At 40.4% G+C, this 26237-nt stretch carries 20 protein-coding genes, 9 tRNA genes and 3 rRNA genes; 31 read left to right on the forward strand and 1 reads right to left on the reverse strand.

Annotated elements, in window-relative coordinates; translation table 11 throughout:
• Positions 1-2 precede the first annotated feature (2 nt).
• The 6 genes from JNUCC51_RS14040 to JNUCC51_RS14065 all read left to right on the forward strand — a co-directional run bounded on the left by JNUCC51_RS14040 (position 3) and on the right by JNUCC51_RS14065 (position 6951).
• Complete coding sequence (locus JNUCC51_RS14040) at positions 3-1370, forward strand: UDP-N-acetylmuramoyl-tripeptide--D-alanyl-D-alanine ligase (protein ID WP_337988584.1); 1368 nt, start codon at positions 3-5, stop codon at positions 1368-1370.
• Between the two features lie 86 nt (positions 1371-1456).
• On the forward strand, positions 1457-2149 hold the full coding sequence (locus JNUCC51_RS14045) for an alpha/beta hydrolase (protein ID WP_337988585.1): 693 nt from the start codon (positions 1457-1459) through the stop codon (positions 2147-2149).
• Between the two features lie 351 nt (positions 2150-2500).
• The gene (gene cshA, locus JNUCC51_RS14050) at positions 2501-4027 is read left to right on the forward strand and encodes a degradosome RNA helicase CshA (protein ID WP_337988586.1); all 1527 of its coding nucleotides are present in this window, start codon (positions 2501-2503) and stop codon (positions 4025-4027) included.
• Between the two features lie 295 nt (positions 4028-4322).
• Positions 4323-4802 carry a PH domain-containing protein gene (locus JNUCC51_RS14055; protein WP_337988587.1) on the forward strand — a complete coding sequence of 160 codons (480 nt, stop codon included), beginning with the start codon at positions 4323-4325 and terminating at the stop codon, positions 4800-4802.
• On the forward strand, positions 4795-6261 hold the full coding sequence (locus JNUCC51_RS14060; RefSeq protein WP_337988588.1) for a PH domain-containing protein: 1467 nt from the start codon (positions 4795-4797) through the stop codon (positions 6259-6261). The genes JNUCC51_RS14055 and JNUCC51_RS14060 overlap by 8 nt, the downstream gene beginning before the upstream one ends.
• A 114-nt stretch (positions 6262-6375) precedes the next feature.
• Positions 6376-6951 carry a GNAT family N-acetyltransferase gene (locus JNUCC51_RS14065; RefSeq protein ID WP_337988589.1) on the forward strand — a complete coding sequence of 192 codons (576 nt, stop codon included), beginning with the start codon at positions 6376-6378 and terminating at the stop codon, positions 6949-6951.
• Positions 6952-7046: 95 nt separating this feature from the next.
• Here the strand turns inward: JNUCC51_RS14065 and JNUCC51_RS14070 are convergent, their stop codons facing one another.
• Positions 7047-7667 carry a rhomboid family intramembrane serine protease gene (locus tag JNUCC51_RS14070; protein WP_337988590.1) on the reverse strand — a complete coding sequence of 207 codons (621 nt, stop codon included), beginning with the start codon at positions 7665-7667 and terminating at the stop codon, positions 7047-7049.
• Positions 7668-7731: 64 nt separating this feature from the next.
• Here JNUCC51_RS14070 and acpS point away from each other — a divergent pair, with 64 nt between their 5' ends.
• The 25 genes from acpS (at position 7732) to JNUCC51_RS14195 (ending at position 25982) form a co-directional block, all read left to right on the forward strand.
• A complete protein-coding gene (gene acpS / locus JNUCC51_RS14075) occupies positions 7732-8085 on the forward strand; it encodes a holo-ACP synthase (protein ID WP_337988591.1) in 354 nt (117 codons plus the stop codon).
• Positions 8086-8363: 278 nt separating this feature from the next.
• Complete coding sequence (locus JNUCC51_RS14080; RefSeq protein ID WP_337988592.1) at positions 8364-9461, forward strand: LolA family protein; 1098 nt, start codon at positions 8364-8366, stop codon at positions 9459-9461.
• A 217-nt stretch (positions 9462-9678) separates the two neighbouring features.
• Positions 9679-10800, forward strand: a complete 1122-nt coding sequence (gene alr, locus JNUCC51_RS14085; protein ID WP_337988593.1) for an alanine racemase — start codon at positions 9679-9681, stop codon at positions 10798-10800.
• 525 nt (positions 10801-11325) lie between these two features.
• Complete coding sequence (locus JNUCC51_RS14090) at positions 11326-11589, forward strand: hypothetical protein (protein WP_337988594.1); 264 nt, start codon at positions 11326-11328, stop codon at positions 11587-11589.
• Between the two features lie 4 nt (positions 11590-11593).
• On the forward strand, positions 11594-11944 hold the full coding sequence (locus tag JNUCC51_RS14095) for a type II toxin-antitoxin system PemK/MazF family toxin (protein WP_049663446.1): 351 nt from the start codon (positions 11594-11596) through the stop codon (positions 11942-11944).
• A gap of 380 nt (positions 11945-12324) precedes the next feature.
• Positions 12325-12726 (forward strand): anti-sigma regulatory factor, encoded by a 402-nt coding sequence (locus JNUCC51_RS14100; protein ID WP_337988595.1) that lies wholly within the window; start codon positions 12325-12327, stop codon positions 12724-12726.
• Between the two features lie 57 nt (positions 12727-12783).
• Positions 12784-13734, forward strand: coding sequence for a PP2C family protein-serine/threonine phosphatase (locus JNUCC51_RS14105; RefSeq protein ID WP_337992233.1), 951 nt, complete (start codon positions 12784-12786; stop codon positions 13732-13734).
• A 65-nt stretch (positions 13735-13799) separates the two neighbouring features.
• Positions 13800-14135, forward strand: coding sequence for an STAS domain-containing protein (locus JNUCC51_RS14110; protein WP_337988596.1), 336 nt, complete (start codon positions 13800-13802; stop codon positions 14133-14135).
• A complete protein-coding gene (rsbW, locus tag JNUCC51_RS14115; protein ID WP_337988597.1) occupies positions 14132-14602 on the forward strand; it encodes an anti-sigma B factor RsbW in 471 nt (156 codons plus the stop codon). The genes JNUCC51_RS14110 and rsbW overlap by 4 nt, the downstream gene beginning before the upstream one ends.
• A complete protein-coding gene (gene sigB, locus JNUCC51_RS14120) occupies positions 14580-15365 on the forward strand; it encodes an RNA polymerase sigma factor SigB (RefSeq protein ID WP_337988598.1) in 786 nt (261 codons plus the stop codon). Before rsbW ends, sigB begins: the two co-directional genes overlap by 23 nt.
• Positions 15366-15567: 202 nt before the next feature.
• Positions 15568-17742, forward strand: coding sequence for a Tex family protein (locus tag JNUCC51_RS14125; protein WP_337992234.1), 2175 nt, complete (start codon positions 15568-15570; stop codon positions 17740-17742).
• 365 nt (positions 17743-18107) lie between these two features.
• Complete coding sequence (locus JNUCC51_RS14130) at positions 18108-18569, forward strand: SprT family protein (RefSeq protein ID WP_337988599.1); 462 nt, start codon at positions 18108-18110, stop codon at positions 18567-18569.
• A 91-nt stretch (positions 18570-18660) separates the two neighbouring features.
• Positions 18661-18737: transfer RNA gene (locus tag JNUCC51_RS14135), tRNA-Asn, on the forward strand.
• A gap of 1 nt (position 18738) precedes the next feature.
• Positions 18739-18810 (forward strand) — tRNA-Glu (locus JNUCC51_RS14140).
• 36 nt (positions 18811-18846) lie between these two features.
• Positions 18847-18922: transfer RNA gene (locus tag JNUCC51_RS14145), tRNA-Asp, on the forward strand.
• A gap of 5 nt (positions 18923-18927) precedes the next feature.
• Positions 18928-19002: transfer RNA gene (locus tag JNUCC51_RS14150), tRNA-Gln, on the forward strand.
• A 15-nt stretch (positions 19003-19017) separates the two neighbouring features.
• A tRNA-Lys gene (locus JNUCC51_RS14155) sits at positions 19018-19090 on the forward strand.
• Between the two features lie 67 nt (positions 19091-19157).
• A tRNA-Leu gene (locus tag JNUCC51_RS14160) sits at positions 19158-19243 on the forward strand.
• A gap of 26 nt (positions 19244-19269) precedes the next feature.
• Positions 19270-19346, forward strand: a tRNA-Arg gene (locus JNUCC51_RS14165).
• Between the two features lie 20 nt (positions 19347-19366).
• Positions 19367-19440 (forward strand) — tRNA-Gly (locus JNUCC51_RS14170).
• A gap of 201 nt (positions 19441-19641) precedes the next feature.
• A 16S ribosomal RNA gene (locus JNUCC51_RS14175) occupies positions 19642-21194 on the forward strand.
• Between the two features lie 179 nt (positions 21195-21373).
• Positions 21374-24301: ribosomal RNA gene (locus tag JNUCC51_RS14180) — 23S ribosomal RNA — on the forward strand.
• A gap of 186 nt (positions 24302-24487) precedes the next feature.
• Positions 24488-24603: ribosomal RNA gene (gene rrf, locus JNUCC51_RS14185) — 5S ribosomal RNA — on the forward strand.
• Together the 16S, 23S and 5S rRNA genes with 8 tRNA genes alongside form the textbook arrangement of a ribosomal RNA operon.
• A gap of 504 nt (positions 24604-25107) precedes the next feature.
• Positions 25108-25183, forward strand: a tRNA-Asp gene (locus JNUCC51_RS14190).
• A 463-nt stretch (positions 25184-25646) separates the two neighbouring features.
• A complete protein-coding gene (locus JNUCC51_RS14195; protein ID WP_337988600.1) occupies positions 25647-25982 on the forward strand; it encodes a hypothetical protein in 336 nt (111 codons plus the stop codon).
• The last annotated feature ends 255 nt before the right edge of the window (positions 25983-26237 follow it).

A 26237-nucleotide genomic window follows, 5' to 3' on the forward strand; every position in this document is an offset into this window, starting at 1 on the left:
TTGTGAAAAAAACATTAAAGCAGTTAGCTACATGGTTAAATGAAGATGTGCCAGTTTTTGGTGATACGGTCGTATCAGGAATTTCCATTGATACACGTACAATTCAACAAGGGGATCTGTTTGTACCATTTCGTGGTGAGACAGCCAATGGACATAAATTTGTTATGCAGGCTTTTGAAAAAGGAGCAGGTGCTTCTCTTTGGCAGAAAGATGAACCAAATCCACCACAAGGTGTACCATTACTCTTTGTAGATGATCCAGAATTAGCGCTTCAGCAAATGGCCCGTGCCTATCGCAGTGAGCATAAAGCGAAATTTATTGGTATTACTGGTTCGAACGGTAAAACGTCGACGAAAGATATTTTAGCAGGAACGCTAACACCATTTTTTAAAGTACAAAAGACAATTGGGAATTTTAATAATGAACTAGGTTTACCTATTACGGTTTTACAGCTAGATGAAGATACTGATGTCGCTGTACTTGAAATGGGAATGAGTGGTTTTGGTGAAATAGAATTTTTAACGAAGCTTGCTCGTCCACATATGACAGTGATTACAAATATAGGCGAGGCTCATATGCAAGATTTAGGCTCACGTGCCGGAATCGCTAAAGCCAAGTTTGAAATAATTCAAGGAATGCAACCGGATGGAGTGCTATTTTATGATGGAGATGAACCGCTGCTTCAAGAACTAGTTGCGAAAGAGCAGCAGTTAAATGCAGTGGCATTTGGTTTAGAGCGTGGCAATCTATTGTATGCGGACAATATTGAAGCAACTGCTGATGGTAGTGGCTTCTCTACACATGGTGTGATTGAAGGAGATTTCTTTATTTCCGTTCTCGGGAAGCATCAGGTGAAAAATACATTAGTCGCTATGTTAATTTCTCAAAAGCTAGGTTTAAACGATGACCAAATTCGTGCATCCTTAAAACAAGTAGCTCTAACGGATATGCGCATGCAACAAGTGAATGGATCAAATGGGGCATTGTTTATTAATGATGCTTACAATGCTGCACCTACCTCTATGAAGGCGGCTATTCAATTTGTAGCATCGACAACAATTCGCCCCGAAAAATGGCTTGTGCTAGGTGATATGCTTGAACTTGGCCCAAATGAAAAGCATTTCCATGAAGATCTATCGAAGGATATTCGTGCAGAAGAAATCGCTTATGTATGTTTATTTGGCCCGCGAATGGCTTATTTAAATGAAGTCTTAAAAGAGCGTTTTGATGAGGATCATTTGCTTTATGTTGAGGATGATTATACGCCTATTATCGAAAAACTACAGCAAGCTAACGAGGAATCTATCGTTTTACTAAAAGGCTCTCGTGGTATGAAATTAGAAACAATCTTACGTACATTTACGTCATAAAATGAAACAAGGAATCGGTGGGACATTCTCTCACCGATTCTTTCAATTCTTGATTTAAATAAGTTACACATTTAGAGGTGAAAATAATGTCAGTAGGTGTGTTATGTATACATGGATTTTCAGGCGGACCTTATGAAGTAAAACCTTTTACTACCTATTTACGTACGCATACAAATTGGCTGATTGAAGAACCTACTTTGTCAGGGCATGGAGAGGAATTACAAATGCGTGGTTTCACTGCTAAGCATTGGTTAATGGATGCCGAGCTCGCTTTTCGTGCTCTTGCTAAAAAAGTAAATGAAGTAATAGTAGTTGGGTTTTCAATGGGTGGCATTATAGCGCTTTATTTAGCTAAACGTTATAAAGTGAAAAAGCTTGTTTTACTAAGTGCTGCTGCCAAGTATGTGAGTCCGAAGCAACTGGTAAAAGATTTTAAAGTGCTTGCCACTGAGGCGTATCATCGTAATCTGTCTAATAATGAGCTGTATTTACGATACCGACATAAGTTTAATCATGTGCCACTATCGTCAACTATAGAATTCATGAAGCTTGTTCGAATGGTAGAGCCGTATTATAAGGATATTAAAGTTCCGGTGTATATTGTACAAGGAAAATTAGACGGAATAGTGCCATATCATACCGCTCAATTTTTATATGATCAATTAACCTCGAACGATAAAACTTTGTATATTTCTGATAAAGGGAAGCATCATATATGTTATGGTGAAGATTGCTCTGAATGGTTTTCTTGCGTTTTGGCGTTTTTAAAGAGCGCGTAAAGTAGTCAGATTATTACGACTCATGCGTTATCGTTGCATACGTTTTAATCCCATGTTAGACTAGTGTAAGCAATGGATACATTTTGTGCGAAGACTCTTCATATTTGATTGAAGAGTACTTTTTTTTGAACACAACGGTTTTATTCTAAAGTGAATAATTACGACAGAATCAAACCGCTCGGTAAAGACCGGGCTTTCCTTTTCATATAAGAGAGCTCTATGTGACCATCATATAGAGAAAAATTTTAAGTAACGGAAACGTTCCAAAACACAGGCTCGAATTTGCCGACAACTTCATCTGAAAATGTAACCATTTGTCAACTTAAAAGCAAAAAAAGGAGATTGAGAAGTTTGACAAATTTTTCAGAATTAAATATTAGCGAATCTACATTACGCTCAGTAAAGCGTATGGGATTTGAAGAAGCAACACCAATCCAAGAAGGTACTATTCGTTTTGCTATTGAAGGCCGTGACGTGTTAGGTCAAGCGCAAACGGGTACAGGTAAAACTGCCGCTTTCGGGATTCCACTTATCGAAAAAATTGACCCAAAAAACCCTAATATCCAAGCATTAGTAATTGCTCCAACTCGTGAATTAGCGATTCAAGTTTCAGAAGAGCTATATAAAATTGGTTATGATAAACGTGTAAAATTATTATCAGTTTACGGTGGCCAAGAAATCGGCCGTCAAATCCGTGCACTGAAAAATAAACCTCAAATTATCGTAGGTACACCTGGTCGTATAATTGACCATATTAATCGTCGTACTTTAAAACTAGAAGATGTTCAAACATTGGTACTTGATGAAGCTGATGAAATGTTAAACATGGGCTTTATTGATGATATTAATTCAATCTTAGAAAATGTGCCTTCTGAACGTCAAACATTATTGTTCTCAGCAACAATGCCACCAGCAATCCGTAAAATTGCTGAGACTTTCATGCGTGATCCAGAAATCGTAAAAATTAAGGCTAAAGAATTAACAGTTGATAACATCGATCAATATTTTGTGAAATCTGCTGAGCGTGAAAAATTCGACATTTTATCTCGTTTATTAAACGTTCACCAACCAGAACTTGCTATCATCTTTGGACGTACAAAACGTCGCGTAGATGAGCTAGCACAAGCGTTATCAATCCGTGGTTACCTAGCAGAAGGGATTCATGGTGATTTAAGCCAAGCAAAACGTATTTCCGTATTACGTCAATTTAAAGAAAATAAAATTGATATTCTTGTGGCAACAGATGTAGCTGCTCGTGGGCTTGATATTTCTGGTGTAACACATGTTTATAACTTCGATATTCCTCAAGATCCTGAGTCTTATGTTCACCGTATTGGTCGTACAGGTCGTGCAGGTAAATCAGGTCTTGCAGTAACATTTGTAACACCACGCGAAATGGGTTACTTACGTATTGTAGAAGAAACAACGAAGAAACGTATGACACCACTTCGTCCACCAACAACTGACGAAGCTTTAGTTGGTCAACAACGCCTAGCTGTGGAAACACTAGAAGGTCTTATTGCGAACAACAACTTAGGTGATTATCGTACACTTGCGACAGAAATACTTGAAAACCATGATGCAATCGATGTTGTAGCTGCTGCAATTCGTTCATTAACAAAAGAGCCAGATGATACGCCAGTAACAATTACTGAAGAACGTCCATTACCAATGCGTCGTGAGCGTTCTGGTAACCGTGGCGGAGGAGATCGTGGCCGCGGTGGTAACCGTAACTTTAACGGACGTCGTGATGGCGGACGTGGCGGAGATCGTCGTGGAGGACGCGGCGGAGAGCGTCGAGATGGCGGACGCCGTGATGGAGGTCGCCGTGAAGGTGGACAAGGTCGTTCACGCGCACCACGTCGACACGAGGACTAACTTTATCTTCATCAAAATCATTAAACCTTACAGTCAAAGTGCTGTAAGGTTTTTTTTTACTTCTTTCAGCGGGTGTCCCAGCATCCGCTGAATAGAGGAACTCAGTCTAAGAACGCCATGTCCTGTGAAAACACATTGCTTCCACAACGTTAGCACTGCGCTTTCGCGCAAAAAACATGCAGGCCTAAGCTCAAAGTCGAATCCGGACGCAATTACGCCAAGGCAATTTGGTATAATTTGAAACAAAAAGATAACTGATTACGTATACGTAGTTAAAGAAAGAGAGGGAATGAATTTGAGAGCAGAACCAATGCATAAAATTTCTAGGAAAGGGTTAACGGTGTGGCGTTTATATGGAGTATTACAAACAATATTACTTTTGATTGTAGCAGCGGCAGCATGCTACGGCACCTATTATTTTGAATGGCCATCATTTATTTATTTCATTGCAGTTGCTGTAGTCATACTTAGTGCTGTCTTATCTACTTATCTATTTCCAAAGATAAGATGGGAACGCTGGCGCTACGAGGTGCGTGACAATGAGATTGAGGTGCAACATGGTTTATTCGTTGTTAAACGTACACTTATTCCAATGGTTCGCGTACAGCATGTTGATACGACGCAAGGACCGATATTAAAAAAATACGGTTTAGGAAATATTTCAATATCTACTGCGGCAACTGTACATACAATTCCTGCACTTGTGATGGACGAGGCTGATGGACTTCGAGCGCGTATTTCGGAATTAGCAAGGGTGGCGGAAGATGATGTCTAAGGAAATTAATCGTTTACATCCGATCTCGGCTATTATTACAAGTACGAAAGCATTAAAAAGTATGATTTTCCCGTTGATTATTATTATTATAACTAATGGTTTTAACTTCTCCTTTAATTTCCATAGTGATAATTTTTGGCGGACGATTTTCTTATTCGGTATATGGGGAGTAGGGGCCATACTTGCGCTTGTTAGTGGCATTGTTAAATGGCGTACCTTTGTATATTGGTTTGAAGATGGTGAATTGCGTGTAAAGTACGGTTTGTTCGTAAAAAAGAAACGTTATATCCCATTTGAACGTATTCAGAGCTTAAATTACAATGAGGGTATTTTTCATCGAATATTTGGCTTAGTAAAAGTTCAGGTTGAAACTGCGGGAAGTAAGGATGGAAAGCCTGAGGTAGAGTTGACGGCTATACGTAAGGCAGCGGCAGATGTAATTGAACTGGAGATGCGCCGTGCAAAGAACCAAGTAAATGAACAGATGAATGATGAACACTCGCTAATAGAGGAAGTACCAGTTCCAACTATTTATCATATGTCGATACGCGATTTGCTTATATTGGCCATAACTTCAGGTGGAATTGGGGTCGTTTTGTCCGGGGTAGCAGCAATCATCTCTCAGCTTTCAGATATAATCCCATATGAGGAGATTTTTAACGAGCTAGCTGATTTTGCGAAAATTGGTGCATTTTTAGTTGCACTAACTGTGATAGTCAGCCTTATTGTGGCATGGTTTGTGTCATTTGTTATTACACTGATCAATTATTATGAATATACAGTCCGAATTGAAGATGAAAAGCTTATTATTACAAAAGGGCTAATTGAGAAGAAGCGAATTACTTTACCGTTAAATAGAATTCAGGCGATTCGTATTGTAGAGAATCCAGTGCGTCAATTATTTGGCTTTGCAACAGTTGTTGTTGAAAGTGCTGGAGGCAATGGTGAGGAGGGGAAGGATAAAAAAATTACTCTGTTCCCACTTATTAAGAAGCAAGATTGCTTGGAAACGCTAGAACAACTTTTCCCGGATATAAATTGGCGACCAGAATTTATTTATTCACCAAAACGAGCTCGTTCAACTTTTTACCGAATTGACTTTGTTTGGCTCATACCTATAATTGGTGCAAGTAGTTATTTCTTATATCCGTATGGATTACTTTCTTTATTATTAATTCCATTAACAATATTAATTGGTATTTGGCAACATAAAGCAGCTGGTTATATGTTAGATGGAAAGCAACTAACTATGCGATATCGTGTGTTCAGTCGTATTACGTTTTTTATGGAGAAAAAACGTATACAATCTATTGGGACTACTCAAACGTATTTCCAAAAAAGAAAGAAGGTTATGACTGTGAAAGCGACGGTCATGTCAGGCATGACTGGTATGACAGGGAATGTACGAAGCTTAGAGCAGCAAGATGCTGAAACAATATTATCTTGGTATGAACATTGAAAGTAGTGGTTTGGCTAATCCTTACAATTAATAGGAGGGATTAGCCTTTTTTAACTATAATTATGGAAAAATACTGTTTATAATAGAATAAATCAAACAAAAGGGGTGGTAATTTTGTTTAAATATGATATTAATAAGAACACGTATTTAAAATTGTTGGATTTAAGTGACGTAGATGAATTATTCGAGTTGACAGATCGTTCAAGGGATACGTTGCGAGAATGGTTACCTTTTGTGGATGATGTGAAAACAGTAGAGGATACAGAGCGATTTGTAAGAGGTGCGATGCAACAATACGCGGATAATAATGGCCTACAAGCGGGGATATATTATGAGGGGAAACTTGCGGGAGTGATTGGCTACCATCAAGTGAACTGGCAGCATAAATGGACAAGTATCGGATATTGGTTAGGTAAGGAATTTGTTGGTAAGGGCTTAGTCACAAATTCTATGAAAGCATTTATTGATTATGCTTTTAGCTATCTGAAATTAAATCGCATTGAAGTGCGAGTAGCGGTAGGAAATATTCGAAGCCGCACAATTCCAAAAGTGTTAGGTTTTCATGAAGAAGGACGTTTAAGAGATGCGGAGTGGCTTTATGATCATCATGTAGACCAAGTTGTCTATGGCTTAACAGCAGTTGAATGGAAAAAAATAAAGGCAGCGAAAGAGGATACGGTCGCACTTTGAAATAAAATTGACGAATTGTATATCACTCTAGTATAAAAATAAGAGGAGCAATCCGTGATGATAGCTTATCACGGAGGTTGCTCCTCTTGTACTTATTATTTACCCGCCATCTTTTGTTTACGCCAGCTTAAAATTCTTTTTGGATGTAAGTAAACGAGTCCAAGAAGGAAACCTGTTACTAAGCCGCCTAAGTGAGCATAGACATTCACATTTGGCTGTAGGAAAGTCATGATAACGCTGATTACAATGATGGGCAAAATAAGTTTACGAAGCATCGGCATTGTACGACGTGTATAGTAGACAAGCGCTCCAAAAGCACCGAATATTCCGAAAACAGCTCCGCTTGCACCAAGACTTTGATAGCTACTATCATAAAGTAAATAGGTTGCCATGTTACCTACAATACCAGACATTAAATAAATTGTAGTAAAACGTACCTTGCCAGCAATTCTTTCAAGCTCTGGTCCGAATAAATACAGTGAAAACATATTAAAGAAAACGTGCGAAAAGCCAGCATGTAAAAACATTGCAGTAAAAACACGCCACCATTCACCAGAACGTATCAGGAAGTTCGATTGAAATCCATAATTCAATACATTTTCTCCTACTCCAGGTAAAATAGTTAGTACATAAACAATTAAATTAACCGCTATTAATGTTGAAACAATAGGATAATACTTTGTATATTGCTTAAAATTTTCTGTTCTACTAAACATAACTCCACCTCAATTTACAATCATTATACATGGCTTTTAAGAAATAGGAAAAGGAGAAGTTCAAATGATTAAAGGAATTGGTCTCGACATTGTAGAAATTGACCGTATTGCTAAGGCAATGACAAGAACAAATAAATTTAAAGATCGCATTTTAACTGAAAAGGAAAGAGTTTTATTTGATGCACATTCAGAAACTCGTAAAATAGAATTTTTAGCCGGACGATTCGCTTCAAAGGAAGCATTTTCAAAGGCATTAGGAACTGGTATTGGTGGAGAATGTAAGCTTCATGATATTGAAGTTTTAAGAGGGGAAGCTGGAAATCCAGTTTTATATTTCAAAGGGCAGCTTGTAAATGGATTTGTAAGTATAACACATTCCAAGCAATACGCTGCGGCACAAGTAATATTATTACAATAAATAGTGGTTCATCACCAAAAATTGTGGATGACTTTTGTTAATGTCTACTATGTAAATAAGTTGATTGTAGTGGAGACTGGACGCCCCCAGGAAGCTCTGCTCTGCGCGATAGCGATAAAAGCGCCCAGTCGGAACGGAAATGTTATGGTGATGTGCTATTAATAAGTAAATAAATTTCTGAGTGAAGATAAATATATTACCCTTATTCAAATGACATAACTGACAAATACGGTTCATATATTGTCGTAGTGGATTTGAAAGAAGGAAAGGGTGAAAGCGTGGGCAACCGTATAGTTAAATGGCTCGTCTTATTTTGTACGATATTACTTTTATCGGCATGTGGTACAGACTCACAGGAAAAAGTCTTGAAGAAAGTTAATGGGAAATGGGCAGATGCAAACGGTTATGAGTTAAATGCTACGATGGAGATTAAATCTGGTGGAGATCCGAAAAAATATGATGTAACAGTTTGGCATACGAAACCTGATTTCTATCGAGTAGAAGTAGTAGAAAGTGGGAAAGATGTTTCACAAATGATAGTGCGAAATGCAGATGGAGTTTTTGTTGTTACACCTACATTAAACAAAATGTATAAGTTCCAAAGTGATTGGCCAAAGAAAAATAGTCAAGCTTATTTAATAGGTGCACTAGCAGAAGATTTAGCACAAGATAAAAATTTAGTCATGAAAGAGGAGGACAAAGCATATATATTTGAAGCGGCTACTAGAAATAGCTATAAAAATAGTATGCCTCATCAAGTTATAACAGTTGATAAGAAAACAATGCTTCCAACTTCCGTAGTAATTATGAATGATGTAAAAGAAGAACAAATTCGTATTACATTTAAAAATATAAAATTAGGTGTTCAACACGCGGCTAAAGAGTATGCGGTTGAGCAATTTACAGAATCGGATGAAACAAAAGGTGAACAAGCTACACCATCAGAAAAAGATAACAAAGATAACAAAGACGGTAAGGAAAGCACTAATAACCCGAACGGAAATGAAGAGAAACAGGCAGTAAGTGCAGAAGCCGAAAATAAGTTCCAAACACACTATCCTGTTGTAAATATTGAAAATACGAAGATGGTGGGTGAGAAAGTTATACAAGAGAGTGGAATGGACCGTGTCATCTTAACATTCGATGGTGATAAGCCATTTACTGTCATGCAACAACCAGTTACGAAAGAGGCTGCAATGTTGCCAGTATCGTCTCCTGGTGATCCGGTAGATTTAGGCTTTACAATCGGTGCTATTACCGATACTTCTATTAGCTGGGAAAAGGATGGCGTTGAATTCTTTGTAGCATCTAATAAATTGACTCGTGAAGAAATGGTGCAAGTAGCCACTTCTATGACGATAGGTAGTATGAAATAGTTTTTATAGCTACAGCTTTCTACATGGAAAGCTGTAGCTTATTAAGCAAAATAGTACAGTTATGAGTAAAATTAACATTGTTTAGAGGTTGTTAAGTCATATATGATAGAGGTTATGTAGAAAATCAGTCTAAAATAGAACAACTTGTAAAAACAATGTAGAAAAAGCAATTTATTCAATACATATTGTTTTAATAAAAAATAAAGAGGGTATTCTAATGAAGACACAGCAATATTTTAGACCAACTAAAGCAGTTGTAGACCTACAAGCTATTCAACAAAACGTGAAAAATTTGAAAAAGCTACTTCAACCTAATGTTCAAATTATAGCTGTCGTAAAGGCAAATGCATACGGTCACGGAGATGTAGCTGTTGCAAAAGCAGCACTTGAGGCTGGTGCAACAATGCTAGCAGTGGCAACGCCCGATGAAGCATTACATATTCGAGCACATTTTGAAGAGCCAGACATACTAATATTGGGTGCCTCTCCAGTTTCATTTGCACCATATGCTGCTCAGCAGCGCATTATTCTTACGGCATTTGCAAATGAATGGGTGCAGCAAGCGGCTCCGTTCATAGCTGATGAAGCAAACCCTTTACGACTACATATTAAAGTAGATAGCGGTATGGGCAGAATTGGTGTTCGTTCAGAACAAGAATTATTGGATCTATATCAAACAATACAGAATACATTGAATGTGGAGCTTGATGGAATATTTACACATTTTGCGACTGCGGATGAAGAAGATACTTCATACTTCGATAGACAGGTACAGTTTTTTGAGAAATGTGTAACAGCATTGCCTGAAAAACCTAGACTTGTACATGCCTCAAACACGGCTACATCTTTAGTAAAAGATGCGCATTTACAATTTGATGCCGTTAGATATGGCATATCGATGTATGGATTATCCCCATCTCCTTATGTAGAAGGTATTTTGCCATTCCCATTAAAGCCAGCGTTTTCGCTAGAGAGTGAGCTTGTTCATGTGAAACAGTTACAAGCAGGTGATTCAGTAGGCTATGGAGCTACCTTTGAGGCCCCTTCGAATATGTGGATAGGAACGATACCAATAGGCTATGCGGATGGAGTAATTCGTAAATTAGGTGGACAAGAAGTACTGATTGATGGCCAAAGAATGCCGATTGTTGGACGAATTTGTATGGATCAATGTATGGTTGCCTTGCCTAAAGCATATGCTATAGGTGAGAAAGTAACGCTCATTGGTCGTCAAGGACAGGATGCTATATCAATGAATGAATGGGCAGCTAAGCTTGAAACCATTAATTATGAAGTACCATGCATTATTACAGCGAGAGTTCCTAGATTATACATTTAACTTCTTTCAGTAAGTAGTGTTTGGTAGCGAAAGCGTAGTACATCCGTTGAAATAAAGGAATTCAGTCTAAGAACGCCATGCCCTGTGGCATTACCGAAATGACCGACATCGTGTCGGCTATCATGAAGGCCTAGGCCCAAAGCCAATTCCAGACGCAACTATGCCGGGGCATAATTGATTCTTTAGCCTAAAACTAAAGAAGTTACTTTAGGATTTAGTATAGGCGATTTTAAATAGCTTAGAGATCTAACTTTGGACAAATGAATACTATATCAAAGCACTAAACAACTTGGTAAATAACAACTATAGAAGAACAGTTGGGTTTATTAAGAAGATGAGTCATTCATAATTTGTGACAAATTGCAAGGTGAATGAGTCGGCATATACCTTCGACAAACTACATATTTTTACAACTTGGACTTTAAATTGTCAGATATTTTGTCATTTCGTGTCTTTTCAATGATATCTTTCAATGGTAGAATGGGTAGTAATGAAAAGTGGATGGTTCCGTTGGAGGTGCTTGCTGTGTACGAGAAAAAGTTAAGAGAAGCTACAATTGCTGTTCAAGACAGACTATTTCTACAAACTAAGGAAGTAATTGAAGGTGAATCTTTTGCGCGTATTTTGTCGCGCAAAGTTTTAATGCAGGAGCAACCAAATCAAATACGGGAAGCTATGATGAAAGGATATGTTGAAATGTCTCATATAAATCTGAGTATTGCAAGTGAATGCTTGCATGCAGAATATGAAGCACAACATACAGTGGAGCGTCTCGTTAGCGGGGGATGACACTTTGAATGTAAAACGTGGTGACGTTTTTTTTGCAGATTTATCGCCGGTAGTCGGGTCCGAGCAAGGGGGCACTAGGCCGGTGCTGATTATTCAAAATGATATTGGCAATCGATTTAGTCCGACTGTCATCATCGCAGCCATTACTGCACAGATTCAAAAAGCAAAATTACCGACGCACGTTGAAATTAATGCTGAAAAGTATGGTTTTGAACGTGATTCGGTTATTCTGCTCGAGCAAGTGCGGACGATTGATAAGTCAAGATTGACAGATCGTATTACGCAACTTGACCATGCGTTGATGGAGAAAGTTGATGGTGCATTGATGATTAGTTTAGGGCTTGTTAAATTTTGATATACATATGTGTATAGTGGCATCGAGATGAAAATTCATCTCGATGCTTTTTTTTCTTCATTCGGAAGATGTTTTCTGCGTGACTGCTACAAATTATGCCAAGGGAGATTGATATTGTACTCTCGGATACTGTATTACCGTAAATTGAAATCACTATTCAAAAATGGTATTAATAGATTTAAGGTATACTCAAAATTTATACTTAGAATAGATTTTTGAAATAATATCGACTCGAGAGGTTTAAGAAAATATACTTATTTAGAGAAATTACATCAAGGTAAAATTGATAAGATCATTTAAATTATTTAAAATAAATATTTAGTTAAGTAGGTCGAAAAAAGTGTAAAAGTATAACTCCGACAGGAATTGGGGGGGCAACAGTGACAATTAAGTCTTCGGTTGAAATTATTACTGAGTGGGACATAGTAGCAGCAAGACAACTGGGGCGTGACGAAGCGAAGGCGCTTGGATTTGACACTGTTGATCAGGCACGAATCACCACAGCTATAAGTGAACTAGCCCGAAATATATATTTATATGCAAGGATAGGTGTCATTGAAATTGAAAAAGTTGAGACTGACACTGAGAAGAAAATAATTGTTATTGCAACTGACCAGGGCCCAGGAATAGAAGATGTTCGGAAAGTGATGGAGGATGGCTACTCCACTTCAGGAGGGCTCGGTGCAGGTTTACCAGGTGTAAATCGATTGATGGACAAGATGGTCATTCAATCGGTTATGGGAGAAGGAACAACGATTAGAGCTGAAAAATGGCTGCGTTAGGATGTGGAATTTTTGGAACAATTTGAATTTCAATATAAAAAGATTTTGTCAGATTATATGACCGATCAAACTGAAAAGAATTTGTATATTGCTCAAAATTTCACTCGCCAGTTAATCCAAAAGAATATATCTCCCGAGGATGTTGTAAGTGTTCATAAAAACGCAGTTAAGAAACTATTTCCGCGTAGAATGAGTGAAGAACAGCTTGCATATGATTTTCTTATCGAAGTTATGGTGCATTATGGTATGGCTCATAGGGAGCACCAAAGTTTATTACAAAAACAAGCAGAGTATGAAATGGAAATGAAAATCGCTACAAACATTCAGAAAACATTACTTAAAACAGACGTACCCCAACTTTCAAGTATTGATATAGGAATGATATCTATCCCAATTCGGAAGATGAATGGAGATTATGTACATTTTTTATATAATCGAGAGGATTTTTTAAGTGTAGCTGTGACAGATGTGGTAGGTAAAGGTGTTCCCGCTGCATTATGTATGTCTATGGTGAAATATGGGCTTGAAACATTAGAATACGCATATAAAGATCCTTCATATGTATTAGAGGTTCTCAATCGAGTAATTGAAAAGAGTGTAGATGATAGTATGTTCGTTTCTATGTTTTACGGTTGCTTGGATGTGCATAAGAGTATTTTTTCTTATGCTTCTGCAGGTCATGAGCCGGCCCTCCATTATAGTGCTAAACATAATGAATTTTCTCCTTTGGAATCGACAGGATTATTACTAGGGGTGCTACCAGAAACGAAATATTTGTACAACGAAATTGTTTTAGAAGAAAATGATATTGTAATAATGATGACAGATGGTGTTACGGAATTCAGAGCGCATAATGAAATGAATTCACGAGAGGTCATCTCATCATTAATATTGGAAAATAAACACTTATCAGCTCAACAAATGTGTAACCTTCTTTATAAGCAAGTTGAAGAAATACAGGATTTTAAACTATCAGATGATTTTACAGTTGCGATTATAAAAAAATAGGGTTTCAAACTTTGTAATTACGGGAATAGAAAAACAGTCAAACAAATATGGTGGAGGTGTGCTGTATGGATATGGCGATACACTTTAAAGAACTTGATAATAAATTATACGGATTTGTTGAGGGCGAAATAGATACTTATACTGCTTCGCGTCTTAGGGAAGAATTAGAGGCAGTGAAAATTACTGAAGGATTAGAAATAGTACTTAATCTATCAAAAGTTAATTATATGGATAGTACAGGGTTGGGTGTTTTTGTTGCCTTTTATAAAAGAACATTACGTGAAAATGGTAAAGTTAAACTTGTCGGTTTATCGAATAGATTACAAAGGTTGTTTGAAATTACTGGTTTAAGCGATTTAATGGATATTGAAACTGATAAAAAGGTGGAATCACGAAAATGAAGGAATTTGATTATATTGAGATAAGGGTTCCTGCAAAACCGCAATTTGTCAGTGTAATTCGATTGACGGTTTCTGGCTTAGCTAGTCGAGTTGGGTTTAATTATGATGATATTGAAGATTTAAAAATTGCTACAAGTGAAGCAGTAACGAATGTTGTACATCATGCATATAAGGACGAAGAAGAAGGCGAGATCGTCATTGGCTGCGCTTTGTATGAAAATAAACTAGAAATGATGATTGCAGATTACGGAAATAGTTTTAATTTTGAAGAGGTAAAGTCGAAAATTGGTCCGTATCATCCTGAAGAGAGTATTGCGGGTCTACGCGAAGGCGGTTTAGGACTTTATTTAATGGAAACTTTGATGGATGAGGTGATGATAAATAACGATGGTGGCGTAACTGTTTTCATGACAAAGTATGTTTCTAGAGAGCAGGTGGAAAACAATGTCGAAAGAATCACTACATAAATCTTCGTCCAAGGAAGATATACTAAGGTGGATTGCATTGTACCAATCAACGGAGGATGATGAAGCTCAAACAAAACTAGTGATTCATTATCGATATTTAGTTGAGTCCATTGCACGCAAATATTCGAATGGTAAATCTCATTATGATGATATTACTCAAGTAGGTATGCTGGGGTTGCTAGGTGCAATAAGACGTTTTAATCCGGATGTTAGTCGTAGCTTTGAAGCATTTGCTGTACCAACGATTGTTGGGGAAATAAAGCGCTTTTTACGTGATAAAACTTGGGATGTTCATGTACCAAGACGGATAAAAGAATTAGGGCCGCGCATTAAAACAACAGTAGAAGCGTTGACAATTGAGTTGCAGCGTTCTCCATCTATTATGGAAATCGCGGATCAATTAGAAGTGGAAGAAGAAGAAGTTTTAGAGGCTATGGAGATGAGCCGTAGTTATCATGCTCTTTCTATGGATCATACAGTAGAGTCAGATTCTGAAGGCAGCTCAGTAACATTACTTGATATTATGGGTAAAGAAGATGACGGCTTTGAAATGACCAATAAAAGAATGATTGTTTCTGACGCTATGAGTTTTTTAAATGAGAGAGAAAGAGAAATAATTCAGCTTACATATTTAGAACAACTTACTCAAAAAGAAGTTGGGGAGCGATTAGGGATTTCTCAAATGCATGTATCAAGAATACAAAGGAAGGCAATAAAAAAGTTACAGGAATCTATTTTAGTAAGTGATGGTGTTTCGCTCTAAAATTTTTGGGGCGAGGGGCTGTCCTAAAAATTGAATATAGTATGCATCAGGACATTAATGTGCTTTATGACTAAGTGTGAGTGATAATGGCCTTCTCTTACATTTACAGAAATAGTTTACTCTCTTCTTCAGAGTAGACTATTTTTTTGCAATTTTAGTAAAGTGTAATGGTAAAATGAAAAGAAAAAAAGGTAGTGATGATGTGGAACAAAAGCAAATTTTACAGCTCATTGCAAAGGATGTAGCTATTAAGCCAGGCCAAGCTGATGCTGTTATTAAATTATTAGAAGAAGGAAACACCGTGCCATTCATTGCACGTTATCGAAAAGAAGCTACTGGATCCCTTGACGAGGTACAGATTAAAGCTGTAGAGGATCGTTATCACTACATACAGCAGCTTGAACAACGCAAAGAAGAGGTTATACGATTAATTCAGGAACAAGATAAACTAACACCTGAATTAGAACAAGCTATTCAAGCAGCAACTATTTTACAGCGTGTAGAGGATTTATATCGACCTTATAAACAAAAACGCCGAACAAAGGCGACTATAGCGAAAGAAAAAGGGTTAGAACCTCTTGCGGATCTTCTGTTAGAGTATCGTAGCGATGCTTTAGAACAATTAGCAAGTGCTTTCGTAGATGCGGAGAAAGTTGCCAATGTAGAAGATGCGTTAGCTGGGGCTCGAGATATTTTAGCCGAACGCTTTGCTGATGAAGCGGCAATCCGTGAAAAAATTCGTACGTATTCTTGGAAAGATGGAGTACTCGTTACTAGTGTCAAAAATGCAGAGGCAGACGAAAAAAATGTTTTCGAAATGTATTACGAATATGAAGAGCCTGTAAATCGTATTGTCCCACACCGTATTTTAGCTGTAAATCGTGGTGAGAAAGAGGAAATCTTAAAAGTAGCAATTCAAGTACCAATAGATCGAGTGTTGATGATTATGTGGAAGGAATGGATTCCTGCTACAGGTTCTTCACCAGCAATTGCCGAAGTGAAGCTAGCGATTGAGGATTCGTACAAGCGTTTAATTCAGCCTTCAATAGAACGAGAGTTACGAAATGAACTTACAGAAAAGGCAGAGACGCAGGCTATCCACATTTTCTCTGAGAATTTACGTAATCTTTTATTACAGCCTCCAATGAAAGGGAAGTATGTTTTAGGTGTTGATCCGGCGTACCGTACAGGTTGTAAATTAGCTGTGGTAGATGAAACTGGGAAAATGCTAGAGGTTACAGCCATTTATCCACATCCGCCAAAGCCAGATGTAGCAAAATCAAAAGCAGTTGTAAAAGAGATTTTAGCAAAATACCCAATAACTATAATTGCTATTGGTAATGGTACTGCCTCACGCGAAACAGAACAATTTATAGCAGATATATTGAATGAGCTTGAAACTGATACGGCCTATGTTATTGTCAATGAAGCAGGGGCATCTGTTTATTCAGCGTCTGAAATTGCCCGTGCAGAGTTTCCTGATTTACAGGTAGAACAGCGTAGTGCGGTTTCTATTGCGCGTCGTTTGCAAGATCCGTTGTCGGAGTTAGTAAAAATTGAGCCAAAAGCAGTTGGAGTAGGTCAATATCAGCATGATGTCTCTCAAAAGAAATTGACGGAGTCCTTAACATTTATAGTAGAGACAGCCGTTAACCAAGTTGGTGTTGATGTTAATACTGCCTCTGCTTCGCTACTGCAATACGTTTCTGGATTATCTAAAACGGTTGCGGAGAATATTGTGAAGGTACGAGAGGAAACTGGGCAATTTACTACACGTGCACAGCTAAAGAAAATTCCGCGACTTGGTGCTAAAACATATGAACAAGCAATTGGTTTCTTACGTGTTCCAGGAGCAAAAAATGCATTTGACGCTACGGGCATTCACCCTGAAAGTTACAGTGTAGCCGAACAGGTTTTAGAGGTAGCACAGATTGATAAAAAAGAGCTTGGGACGCAGAAGGCAGAGGAGGCCATTGCAGAACTAGATGTAGAAAAATTAAGTGGAGTTTTAGATATTGGAGTTGTCACAATACAGGATATTGTTGATACATTAATGAAACCAAGTCGCGATCCACGTGATGCATTCCCTCAGCCTCTACTGAAAACAGATGTATTAAAAATGGAAGATTTACAAGTTGGGATGGAATTGCAAGGTACAGTGAGAAACGTAGTTGATTTCGGAGCATTTGTAGATATTGGAGTGAAGCAGGACGGGCTTGTGCACATTTCAAAATTACAAAAAAGACGTATTAAACATCCATTAGAGGTTGTTGCTCTAGGCGACATTGTGACGGTTTGGGTAGAACAAATAGACGTCAATAAAGGGCGCATTTCGCTAACAATGCTACCTCCTAAAGATCAAACTATCGAAGGGTGACGTCCGCCAGAGGCTTTATCTTCATTCAGCAGGTGTTTGGACAACTATTGATAAAGAACCACCTCCGTATTCATCTCACTAACTTTAGAGGAGAGAGTTTTCGGCTGAAGGAGATAAAGTGAAACTTTTAATCAGAGGGGTCTTCATCCATCTACTTAGTATTAGTCTTCAGCAATCGGGCTATTACGGACGGTTTATATCCAACCTAACTTTCTTTGCTTTTGCTGAATTTTGAGTTGGAAGTCGTATAACTGCCGCATCGCTTTCAATATAAACAAAATACTGCCTGTTAATGCAGGATAAATTAATACCACACTGTCTATACTAAGCAGTGTGGTATTCTTGTTGTTAGAGGTGATATAGATATGAACAATGAGGAACTACAAAATCTCGTTAGTCGAATATCATTAGAAAGTTTTCAGAAGCCATTTATGCATAGAGCATATTTTAATTCAAGGTTACGTTCAACAGGTGGACGTTACCTTTTGCAATCTCACAATATTGAAGTTAATCCAAAAGCATATGAAATGTATGGTATTAGTGAGATTGAAGGTATAGTTCGACATGAATTATGCCATTATCATTTACATTTGGAAGGTAAAGGGTACCAGCATCGAGATAAAGATTTTCGAGAGCTTTTAGTAAAAGTGAATGCTCCTCGTTTTTGCTCATTGTTGCAAATCCCTAAAACATCTCAAAAAAAACAACGTCGACTTTATACATATACGTGCGTAAAATGCCAACAATTATATGTAAGAAAAATTAGAATGAATGTAGAGAAATACTGCTGTAGCAAGTGTCTAGGACGTTTAAAACTAATAGAGTAAAAAAAATATTAAAAAAGGGTTGACGTTTGCTGTATTTGTCTCTATAATAGTAAAAGTCGACAAGATAACGACGACGAAACATGTGAATTATTCCGAAGTAGCTCAGTTGGTAGTAGCACCTGACTGTTAATCAGGTTGTCGCAGGTTCGAGTCCTGCCTTCGGAGCCATGGCCCCTTGGTCAAGTGGTTAAGACACCGCCCTTTCACGGCGGTAACACGGGTTCGAATCCCGTAGGGGTCATTTCATTAGTTTAATTCATAAAAATATAGTAACATTGGTCCCGTGGTGTAGCGGTTAACATGCCTGCCTGTCACGCAGGAGATCGCCGGTTCGATCCCGGTCGGGACCGCCACTTATTGGGGTATAGCCAAGCGGTAAGGCAACGGATTTTGATTCCGTCATGCCTAGGTTCGAATCCTAGTACCCCAGCCATTCATTTCTTAATTTGAGCCATTAGCTCAGTTGGTAGAGCATCTGACTTTTAATCAGAGGGTCGAAGGTTCGAGTCCTTCATGGCTCATCTTTTTTAAGAAAACAGGTTGACTTTCCTGGTTATCGTAGTATAATAAGAAAGTTCCTAATTGAATGCGGTCGTGGCGGAATGGCAGACGCGCTAGGTTGAGGGCCTAGTGGGGGCAACCCCGTGGAGGTTCAAGTCCTCTCGGCCGCACCAAGTCAATTTATGAATATATACAATATGCGCCCGTAGCTCAATTGGATAGAGCGTCTGACTACGGATCAGAAGGTTATGGGTTCGACTCCTGTCGGGCGCGCCATTTTAAATAAATATTATTTTGCGGGTGTAGTTTAATGGTAAAACCTCAGCCTTCCAAGCTGATGTCGTGAGTTCGATTCTCATCACCCGCTCCAAAAAACTTATTGACATTCATATTTTTATGTATTATAATGTTAGAAGTCGTCACTTTAAAGTGACATAATGAACCTTGAAAACTGAACAAGCAAAACGTAATCAATAAAGTTTTTAGTAACTAACCTTGAGTTAGTGAAGAAAACAAAATTTTGGACATCAAACATGATGCCAGCAAAACAATTTGAGCTAATCAAATTTCTTTTATGGAGAGTTTGATCCTGGCTCAGGACGAACGCTGGCGGCGTGCCTAATACATGCAAGTCGAGCGAACAGAGAAGGAGCTTGCTCCTTCGACGTTAGCGGCGGACGGGTGAGTAACACGTGGGCAACCTACCTTATAGTTTGGGATAACTCCGGGAAACCGGGGCTAATACCGAATAATCTATTTCACTTCATGGTGAAATACTGAAAGACGGCATCTCGCTGTCGCTATAAGATGGGCCCGCGGCGCATTAGCTAGTTGGTGAGGTAACGGCTCACCAAGGCGACGATGCGTAGCCGACCTGAGAGGGTGATCGGCCACACTGGGACTGAGACACGGCCCAGACTCCTACGGGAGGCAGCAGTAGGGAATCTTCCACAATGGGCGAAAGCCTGATGGAGCAACGCCGCGTGAGTGAAGAAGGTTTTCGGATCGTAAAACTCTGTTGTAAGGGAAGAACAAGTACAGTAGTAACTGGCTGTACCTTGACGGTACCTTATTAGAAAGCCACGGCTAACTACGTGCCAGCAGCCGCGGTAATACGTAGGTGGCAAGCGTTGTCCGGAATTATTGGGCGTAAAGCGCGCGCAGGCGGTCCTTTAAGTCTGATGTGAAAGCCCACGGCTCAACCGTGGAGGGTCATTGGAAACTGGGGGACTTGAGTGCAGAAGAGGAAAGTGGAATTCCAAGTGTAGCGGTGAAATGCGTAGAGATTTGGAGGAACACCAGTGGCGAAGGCGACTTTCTGGTCTGTAACTGACGCTGAGGCGCGAAAGCGTGGGGAGCAAACAGGATTAGATACCCTGGTAGTCCACGCCGTAAACGATGAGTGCTAAGTGTTAGGGGGTTTCCGCCCCTTAGTGCTGCAGCTAACGCATTAAGCACTCCGCCTGGGGAGTACGGTCGCAAGACTGAAACTCAAAGGAATTGACGGGGGCCCGCACAAGCGGTGGAGCATGTGGTTTAATTCGAAGCAACGCGAAGAACCTTACCAGGTCTTGACATCCCGTTGACCACTGTAGAGATATGGTTTTCCCTTCGGGGACAACGGTGACAGGTGGTGCATGGTTGTCGTCAGCTCGTGTCGTGAGATGTTGGGTTAAGTCCCGCAACGAGCGCAACCCTTGATCTTAGTTGCCATCATTTAGTTGGGCACTCTAAGGTGACTGCCGGTGACAAACCGGAGGAAGGTGGGGATGACGTCAAATCATCATGCCCCTTATGACCTGGGCTACACACGTGCTACAATGGACGATACAAACGGTTGCCAACTCGCGAGAGGGAGCTAATCCGATAAAGTCGTTCTCAGTTCGGATTGTAGGCTGCAACTCGCCTACATGAAGCCGGAATCGCTAGTAATCGCGGATCAGCATGCCGCGGTGAATACGTTCCCGGGCCTTGTACACACCGCCCGTCACACCACGAGAGTTTGTAACACCCGAAGTCGGTGGGGTAACCTTTTGGAGCCAGCCGCCGAAGGTGGGATAGATGATTGGGGTGAAGTCGTAACAAGGTAGCCGTATCGGAAGGTGCGGCTGGATCACCTCCTTTCTAAGGATATTTTCGGAATACAAACCTAGGGTTTGTAAGATTACGTTTTGCGTTCAGTTTTGAAGGTTCATCATACGATGAAATACTTCAAAACTTGTTCTTTGAAAACTGGATAAAACGACATTGAAATTGTAACAAACACATTTATTTTTTAAGTTTTTTTATAGGCTTAATAACTTGGTTAAGTTATTAAGGGCGCACGGCGAATGCCTTGGCACTAGGAGCCGATGAAGGACGGCACTAACACCGATATGCTTCGGGGAGCTGTAAGTGAGCTTTGATCCGGAGATTTCCGAATGGGGGAACCCACTACGTTTAATCGCGTAGTATCTTGACGTGAATACATAGCGTCTTGAAGGCAGACCCAGGGAACTGAAACATCTAAGTACCTGGAGGAAGAGAAAGAAAAATCGATTCCCTGAGTAGCGGCGAGCGAAACGGGAAGAGCCCAAACCAAGAGGCTTGCCTCTTGGGGTTGTAGGACACTCTATACGGAGTTACAAAAGAGCGAGTTAGATGAAGCGACTTGGAAAGGTCCGCCAGAGCAGGTAAAAGCCCTGTAGTCGAAAGTTCGTTCTCTCCTGAGTGGATCCTGAGTACGGCGGAACACGTGAAATTCCGTCGGAATCCGGGAGGACCATCTCCCAAGGCTAAATACTACCTAGTGACCGATAGTGAACCAGTACCGTGAGGGAAAGGTGAAAAGCACCCCGGGAGGGGAGTGAAAGAGATCCTGAAACCGTGTGCCTACAAGTAGTTAGAGCCCGTTAATGGGTGATAGCGTGCCTTTTGTAGAATGAACCGGCGAGTTACGATTACGTGCGAGGTTAAGCTTTAGAAGGCGGAGCCGCAGCGAAAGCGAGTCTGAATAGGGCGAAATAGTACGTGGTCGTAGACCCGAAACCAGGTGATCTACCCATGTCCAGGGTGAAGGTGAGGTAACACTTACTGGAGGCCCGAACCCACGCACGTTGAAAAGTGCGGGGATGAGGTGTGGGTAGCGGAGAAATTCCAATCGAACTTGGAGATAGCTGGTTCTCTCCGAAATAGCTTTAGGGCTAGCCTCGTGATGAGAATACTGGAGGTAGAGCACTGTTTGGACTAGGGGGCCATCCCGGTTTACCGAATTCAGACAAACTCCGAATGCCAGATATTTATACACGGGAGTCAGACTGCGAGTGATAAGATCCGTAGTCAAAAGGGAAACAGCCCAGACCACCAGCTAAGGTCCCAAAGTAATCGTTAAGTGGAAAAGGATGTGGCGTTGCACAGACAACCAGGATGTTGGCTTAGAAGCAGCCATCATTTAAAGAGTGCGTAATAGCTCACTGGTCGAGTGACGCTGCGCCGAAAATGTATCGGGGCTAAACGATTCACCGAAGCTGTGGATTGACATCTACGATGTCAGTGGTAGGAGAGCGTTCTAAGTGCGTTGAAGTCAGATCGGAAGGACTGGTGGAGCGCTTAGAAGTGAGAATGCCGGTATGAGTAGCGAAAGACGGGTGAGAATCCCGTCCACCGTATGACTAAGGTTTCCTGAGGAAGGCTCGTCCGCTCAGGGTTAGTCGGGACCTAAGCCGAGGCCGATAGGCGTAGGCGATGGACAACAGGTTGATATTCCTGTACCACCTCCTCACCGTTTGAGAAATGGGGGGACGCAGTAGGATAGGGTAAGCGCGCTGTTGGATATGCGCGTCCAAGCAGTAAGGCGTGTGTGTAGGCAAATCCGCACACTGTAACGTTGAGCTGTGATGGCGAGTCCGTATGGACGAAGTTCCTGATTTCACACTGCCAAGAAAAGCCTCTATCGAGGTGAGAGGTGCCCGTACCGCAAACCGACACAGGTAGTCGAGGAGAGAATCCTAAGGTGTGCGAGAGAACTCTCGTTAAGGAACTCGGCAAAATGACCCCGTAACTTCGGGAGAAGGGGTGCTCTTGAGCGTGCAAGCGCATGAGAGCCGCAGTGAATAGGCCCAGGCGACTGTTTAGCAAAAACACAGGTCTCTGCAAAACCGTAAGGTGACGTATAGGGGCTGACGCCTGCCCGGTGCTGGAAGGTTAAGAGGAGTGGTTAGCGCAAGCGAAGCTGCGAATTGAAGCCCCAGTAAACGGCGGCCGTAACTATAACGGTCCTAAGGTAGCGAAATTCCTTGTCGGGTAAGTTCCGACCCGCACGAAAGGCGTAACGATCTGGGCACTGTCTCAACGAGAGACTCGGTGAAATTATAGTACCTGTGAAGATGCAGGTTACCCGCGACAGGACGGAAAGACCCCGTGGAGCTTTACTGTAGCCTGATATTGAATTTTGGTACAACTTGTACAGGATAGGTAGGAGCCAGAGATCTCGGAGCGCCAGCTTCGAAGGAGGCGTCGGTGGGATACTACCCTGGTTGTATTGAAATTCTAACCCATGCCCCTTAGCGGGGCAGGAGACAGTGTCAGGCGGACAGTTTGACTGGGGCGGTCGCCTCCTAAAAGGTAACGGAGGCGCCCAAAGGTTCCCTCAGAATGGTTGGAAATCATTCGTAGAGTGTAAAGGCACAAGGGAGCTTGACTGCGAGACCTACAAGTCGAGCAGGGTCGAAAGACGGGCTTAGTGATCCGGTGGTTCCGCATGGAAGGGCCATCGCTCAACGGATAAAAGCTACCCCGGGGATAACAGGCTTATCTCCCCCAAGAGTCCACATCGACGGGGAGGTTTGGCACCTCGATGTCGGCTCATCGCATCCTGGGGCTGTAGTCGGTCCCAAGGGTTGGGCTGTTCGCCCATTAAAGCGGTACGCGAGCTGGGTTCAGAACGTCGTGAGACAGTTCGGTCCCTATCCGTCGTGGGCGTAGGAAATTTGAGAGGAGCTGTCCTTAGTACGAGAGGACCGGGATGGACACACCGCTGGTGTACCAGTTGTCTTGCCAAAGGCATCGCTGGGTAGCTATGTGTGGACGGGATAAGTGCTGAAAGCATCTAAGCATGAAGCCCCCCTCAAGATGAGATTTCCCATTACGCAAGTAAGTAAGATCCCTCAAAGACGATGAGGTAGATAGGTTCGAGGTGGAAGTGTGGTGACACATGGAGCTGACGAATACTAATCGATCGAGGACTTAACCAAAACGTTTGAAACAATCAATGCACCGTTTATCCAGTTTTGAAAGAACAATTCTTTCAACTAAGGGTTTCAAGATACGAGTAGTTCGAGGAAGCGATGGAGAGAGGGAAGGAGCGTACTCTAGTACGTGACTAACTGAGCGACAGAAGCTGACGAAGAAATACGATGTATATTGGAAGCCGACAATAGTCTAGTGATGATGGCAAAGAGGTCACACCCGTTCCCATACCGAACACGGAAGTTAAGCTCTTTAGCGCCGATGGTAGTTGGGGGCTTCCCCCTGTGAGAGTAGGACGTCGCTAGGCAATAAAAACAGTCAGCTGAGTGCTGGCTGTTTTTTTATTAAAATGTGCTTATTATGGATAGCTAGTTGCTCTTTTTCTATTTAACTTCTTGTTACGAAAATCGGAAAGGAGTTCATATAGCACCTAAAATCATCTTTTCCATGAGATAAGGCTAACTGACCTGTATCGGTATAAACGCTCGTCCTTTGGTATTACGGAAATGTCCGACCCCTCATGTTGCTGCCGCTACGTTAGCACAAAGCCGATTTGGACGCAATTAGCTTATTACTGTACTCTATCGCAATACTACTTCTTACGTATCAAAAATTGGTGAATCCAATATCTCCAAAAGAACTAATAACAGACTGGATACTTCCAAAGAGGGTCTGTGGAGTCTACTTAATTTACTTGCAAAGTCGATACCCAAAAGAAATAGAATATAAAAATGAAAAAAATATAAAAAAAACCAAAGAAAAATATTGCATGTATTATTTTTCTATGATATATTTATAAATGTCTTAGAGAGGTCCCGTGGTGTAGCGGTTAACATGCCTGCCTGTCACGCAGGAGATCGCCGGTTCGATCCCGGTCGGGACCGCCATTATAAACGATAATATAGTTCTTATGATGCTTTTAAATCATAAGAACTTTTTTTATTGTTAATATAAGGAAATTAGTGGATATCAATAAAATTGGTTCTATCATATTTGTTGGGGTATCCATAGATTTTCAGAATCAATTATGCCTCGGCATAATTGCGTCAAAAATCGGAGCCCCAACACTCATATCGAAAACTCGTTAACAAAGGCCTTAGGCTGTATGTGTCAACATACTGAGAAGGCTTGCAGTTAGTTACCAGACCGCTTGAGGAAACAAGTAGAGCAGTAAACATAAAGATTAATATTCAGGTTTTACGGGCGATTAATCCCTCATCTAACTTTCTTGCTTTCGCTGAACTTGTCTTGTACCCGACGCTTCGTTTTTGGTACAGATAAACTACTGCTCGTTAATAAGAGTGACTATTTTATCGATTCCTCTCATATGAAGAATTTGGAGGTGTTAGCATGCGAAATTATTTTTACATAAAACGTATGAATATAAGCTTACTTATAGGTGCTATTGTAATACTAGCAGGCTGTGGAGATCCTATTTTAGACATAGAAGAGTCCAATGCGTACCATTGGCAGAAAAATATGAATGAAACAGAATTTGAAAAATTAAAAGAAGGTATGTCATATATGGAAGTGGTAAAAATTGCAGGAGGAGCAGGGGACATAGTAAAAAAAAATCAATATCGCTGGAAAGATGAAATACTTATGACAAAAACATATATAGTACGATTTAAAGATGATAAATTGGTTGATAAAGAGGTTAGTGAGGTAAAGGGGAATAAGAAATAAGCATATTTTTTAAAGCTTGTTTTTTCTTTATTCAGCACTTAGTTTAATAATGCTAACGGCAATTTAGCCAAGGCATAATTGATTAGTAGATTCAGCTTACGACTCACCCCATAACGGGTACCTATATGGAGCAAAAATACCTTTGTTTATTAGATACACAGTAATTAATATATTTTATGTCGACAAGCTACAACAATTACACTAAGGTGTAATTGTTTTTTTTGAAATCCATTGGATGTTTTGAACATTTACGCT

Source organism: Lysinibacillus sp. JNUCC 51 (genome assembly GCF_015999525.1).
Taxonomy (GTDB): domain Bacteria; phylum Bacillota; class Bacilli; order Bacillales_A; family Planococcaceae; genus Lysinibacillus; species Lysinibacillus xylanilyticus.

Bases quoted from the DNA above. Each gene is read 5' to 3' on its own strand.
- JNUCC51_RS14110 (WP_337988596.1), top strand. From the start codon at position 13,800: ATGGATATGGCGATACACTTTAAAGAACTTGATAATAAATTATACGGA.
- JNUCC51_RS14130 (WP_337988599.1), top strand. From the start codon at position 18,108: ATGAACAATGAGGAACTACAAAATCTCGTTAGTCGAATATCATTAGAA.
- acpS (WP_337988591.1), top strand. From the start codon at position 7,732: ATGATTAAAGGAATTGGTCTCGACATTGTAGAAATTGACCGTATTGCT.
- JNUCC51_RS14045 (WP_337988585.1), top strand. From the start codon at position 1,457: ATGTCAGTAGGTGTGTTATGTATACATGGATTTTCAGGCGGACCTTAT.
- alr (WP_337988593.1), top strand. From the start codon at position 9,679: ATGAAGACACAGCAATATTTTAGACCAACTAAAGCAGTTGTAGACCTA.
- JNUCC51_RS14105 (WP_337992233.1), top strand. From the start codon at position 12,784: ATGACCGATCAAACTGAAAAGAATTTGTATATTGCTCAAAATTTCACT.
- JNUCC51_RS14060 (WP_337988588.1), top strand. From the start codon at position 4,795: ATGTCTAAGGAAATTAATCGTTTACATCCGATCTCGGCTATTATTACA.
- JNUCC51_RS14070 (WP_337988590.1), bottom strand. From the start codon at position 7,667: ATGTTTAGTAGAACAGAAAATTTTAAGCAATATACAAAGTATTATCCT.
- JNUCC51_RS14195 (WP_337988600.1), top strand. From the start codon at position 25,647: ATGCGAAATTATTTTTACATAAAACGTATGAATATAAGCTTACTTATA.
- sigB (WP_337988598.1), top strand. From the start codon at position 14,580: ATGTCGAAAGAATCACTACATAAATCTTCGTCCAAGGAAGATATACTA.
- rsbW (WP_337988597.1), top strand. From the start codon at position 14,132: ATGAAGGAATTTGATTATATTGAGATAAGGGTTCCTGCAAAACCGCAA.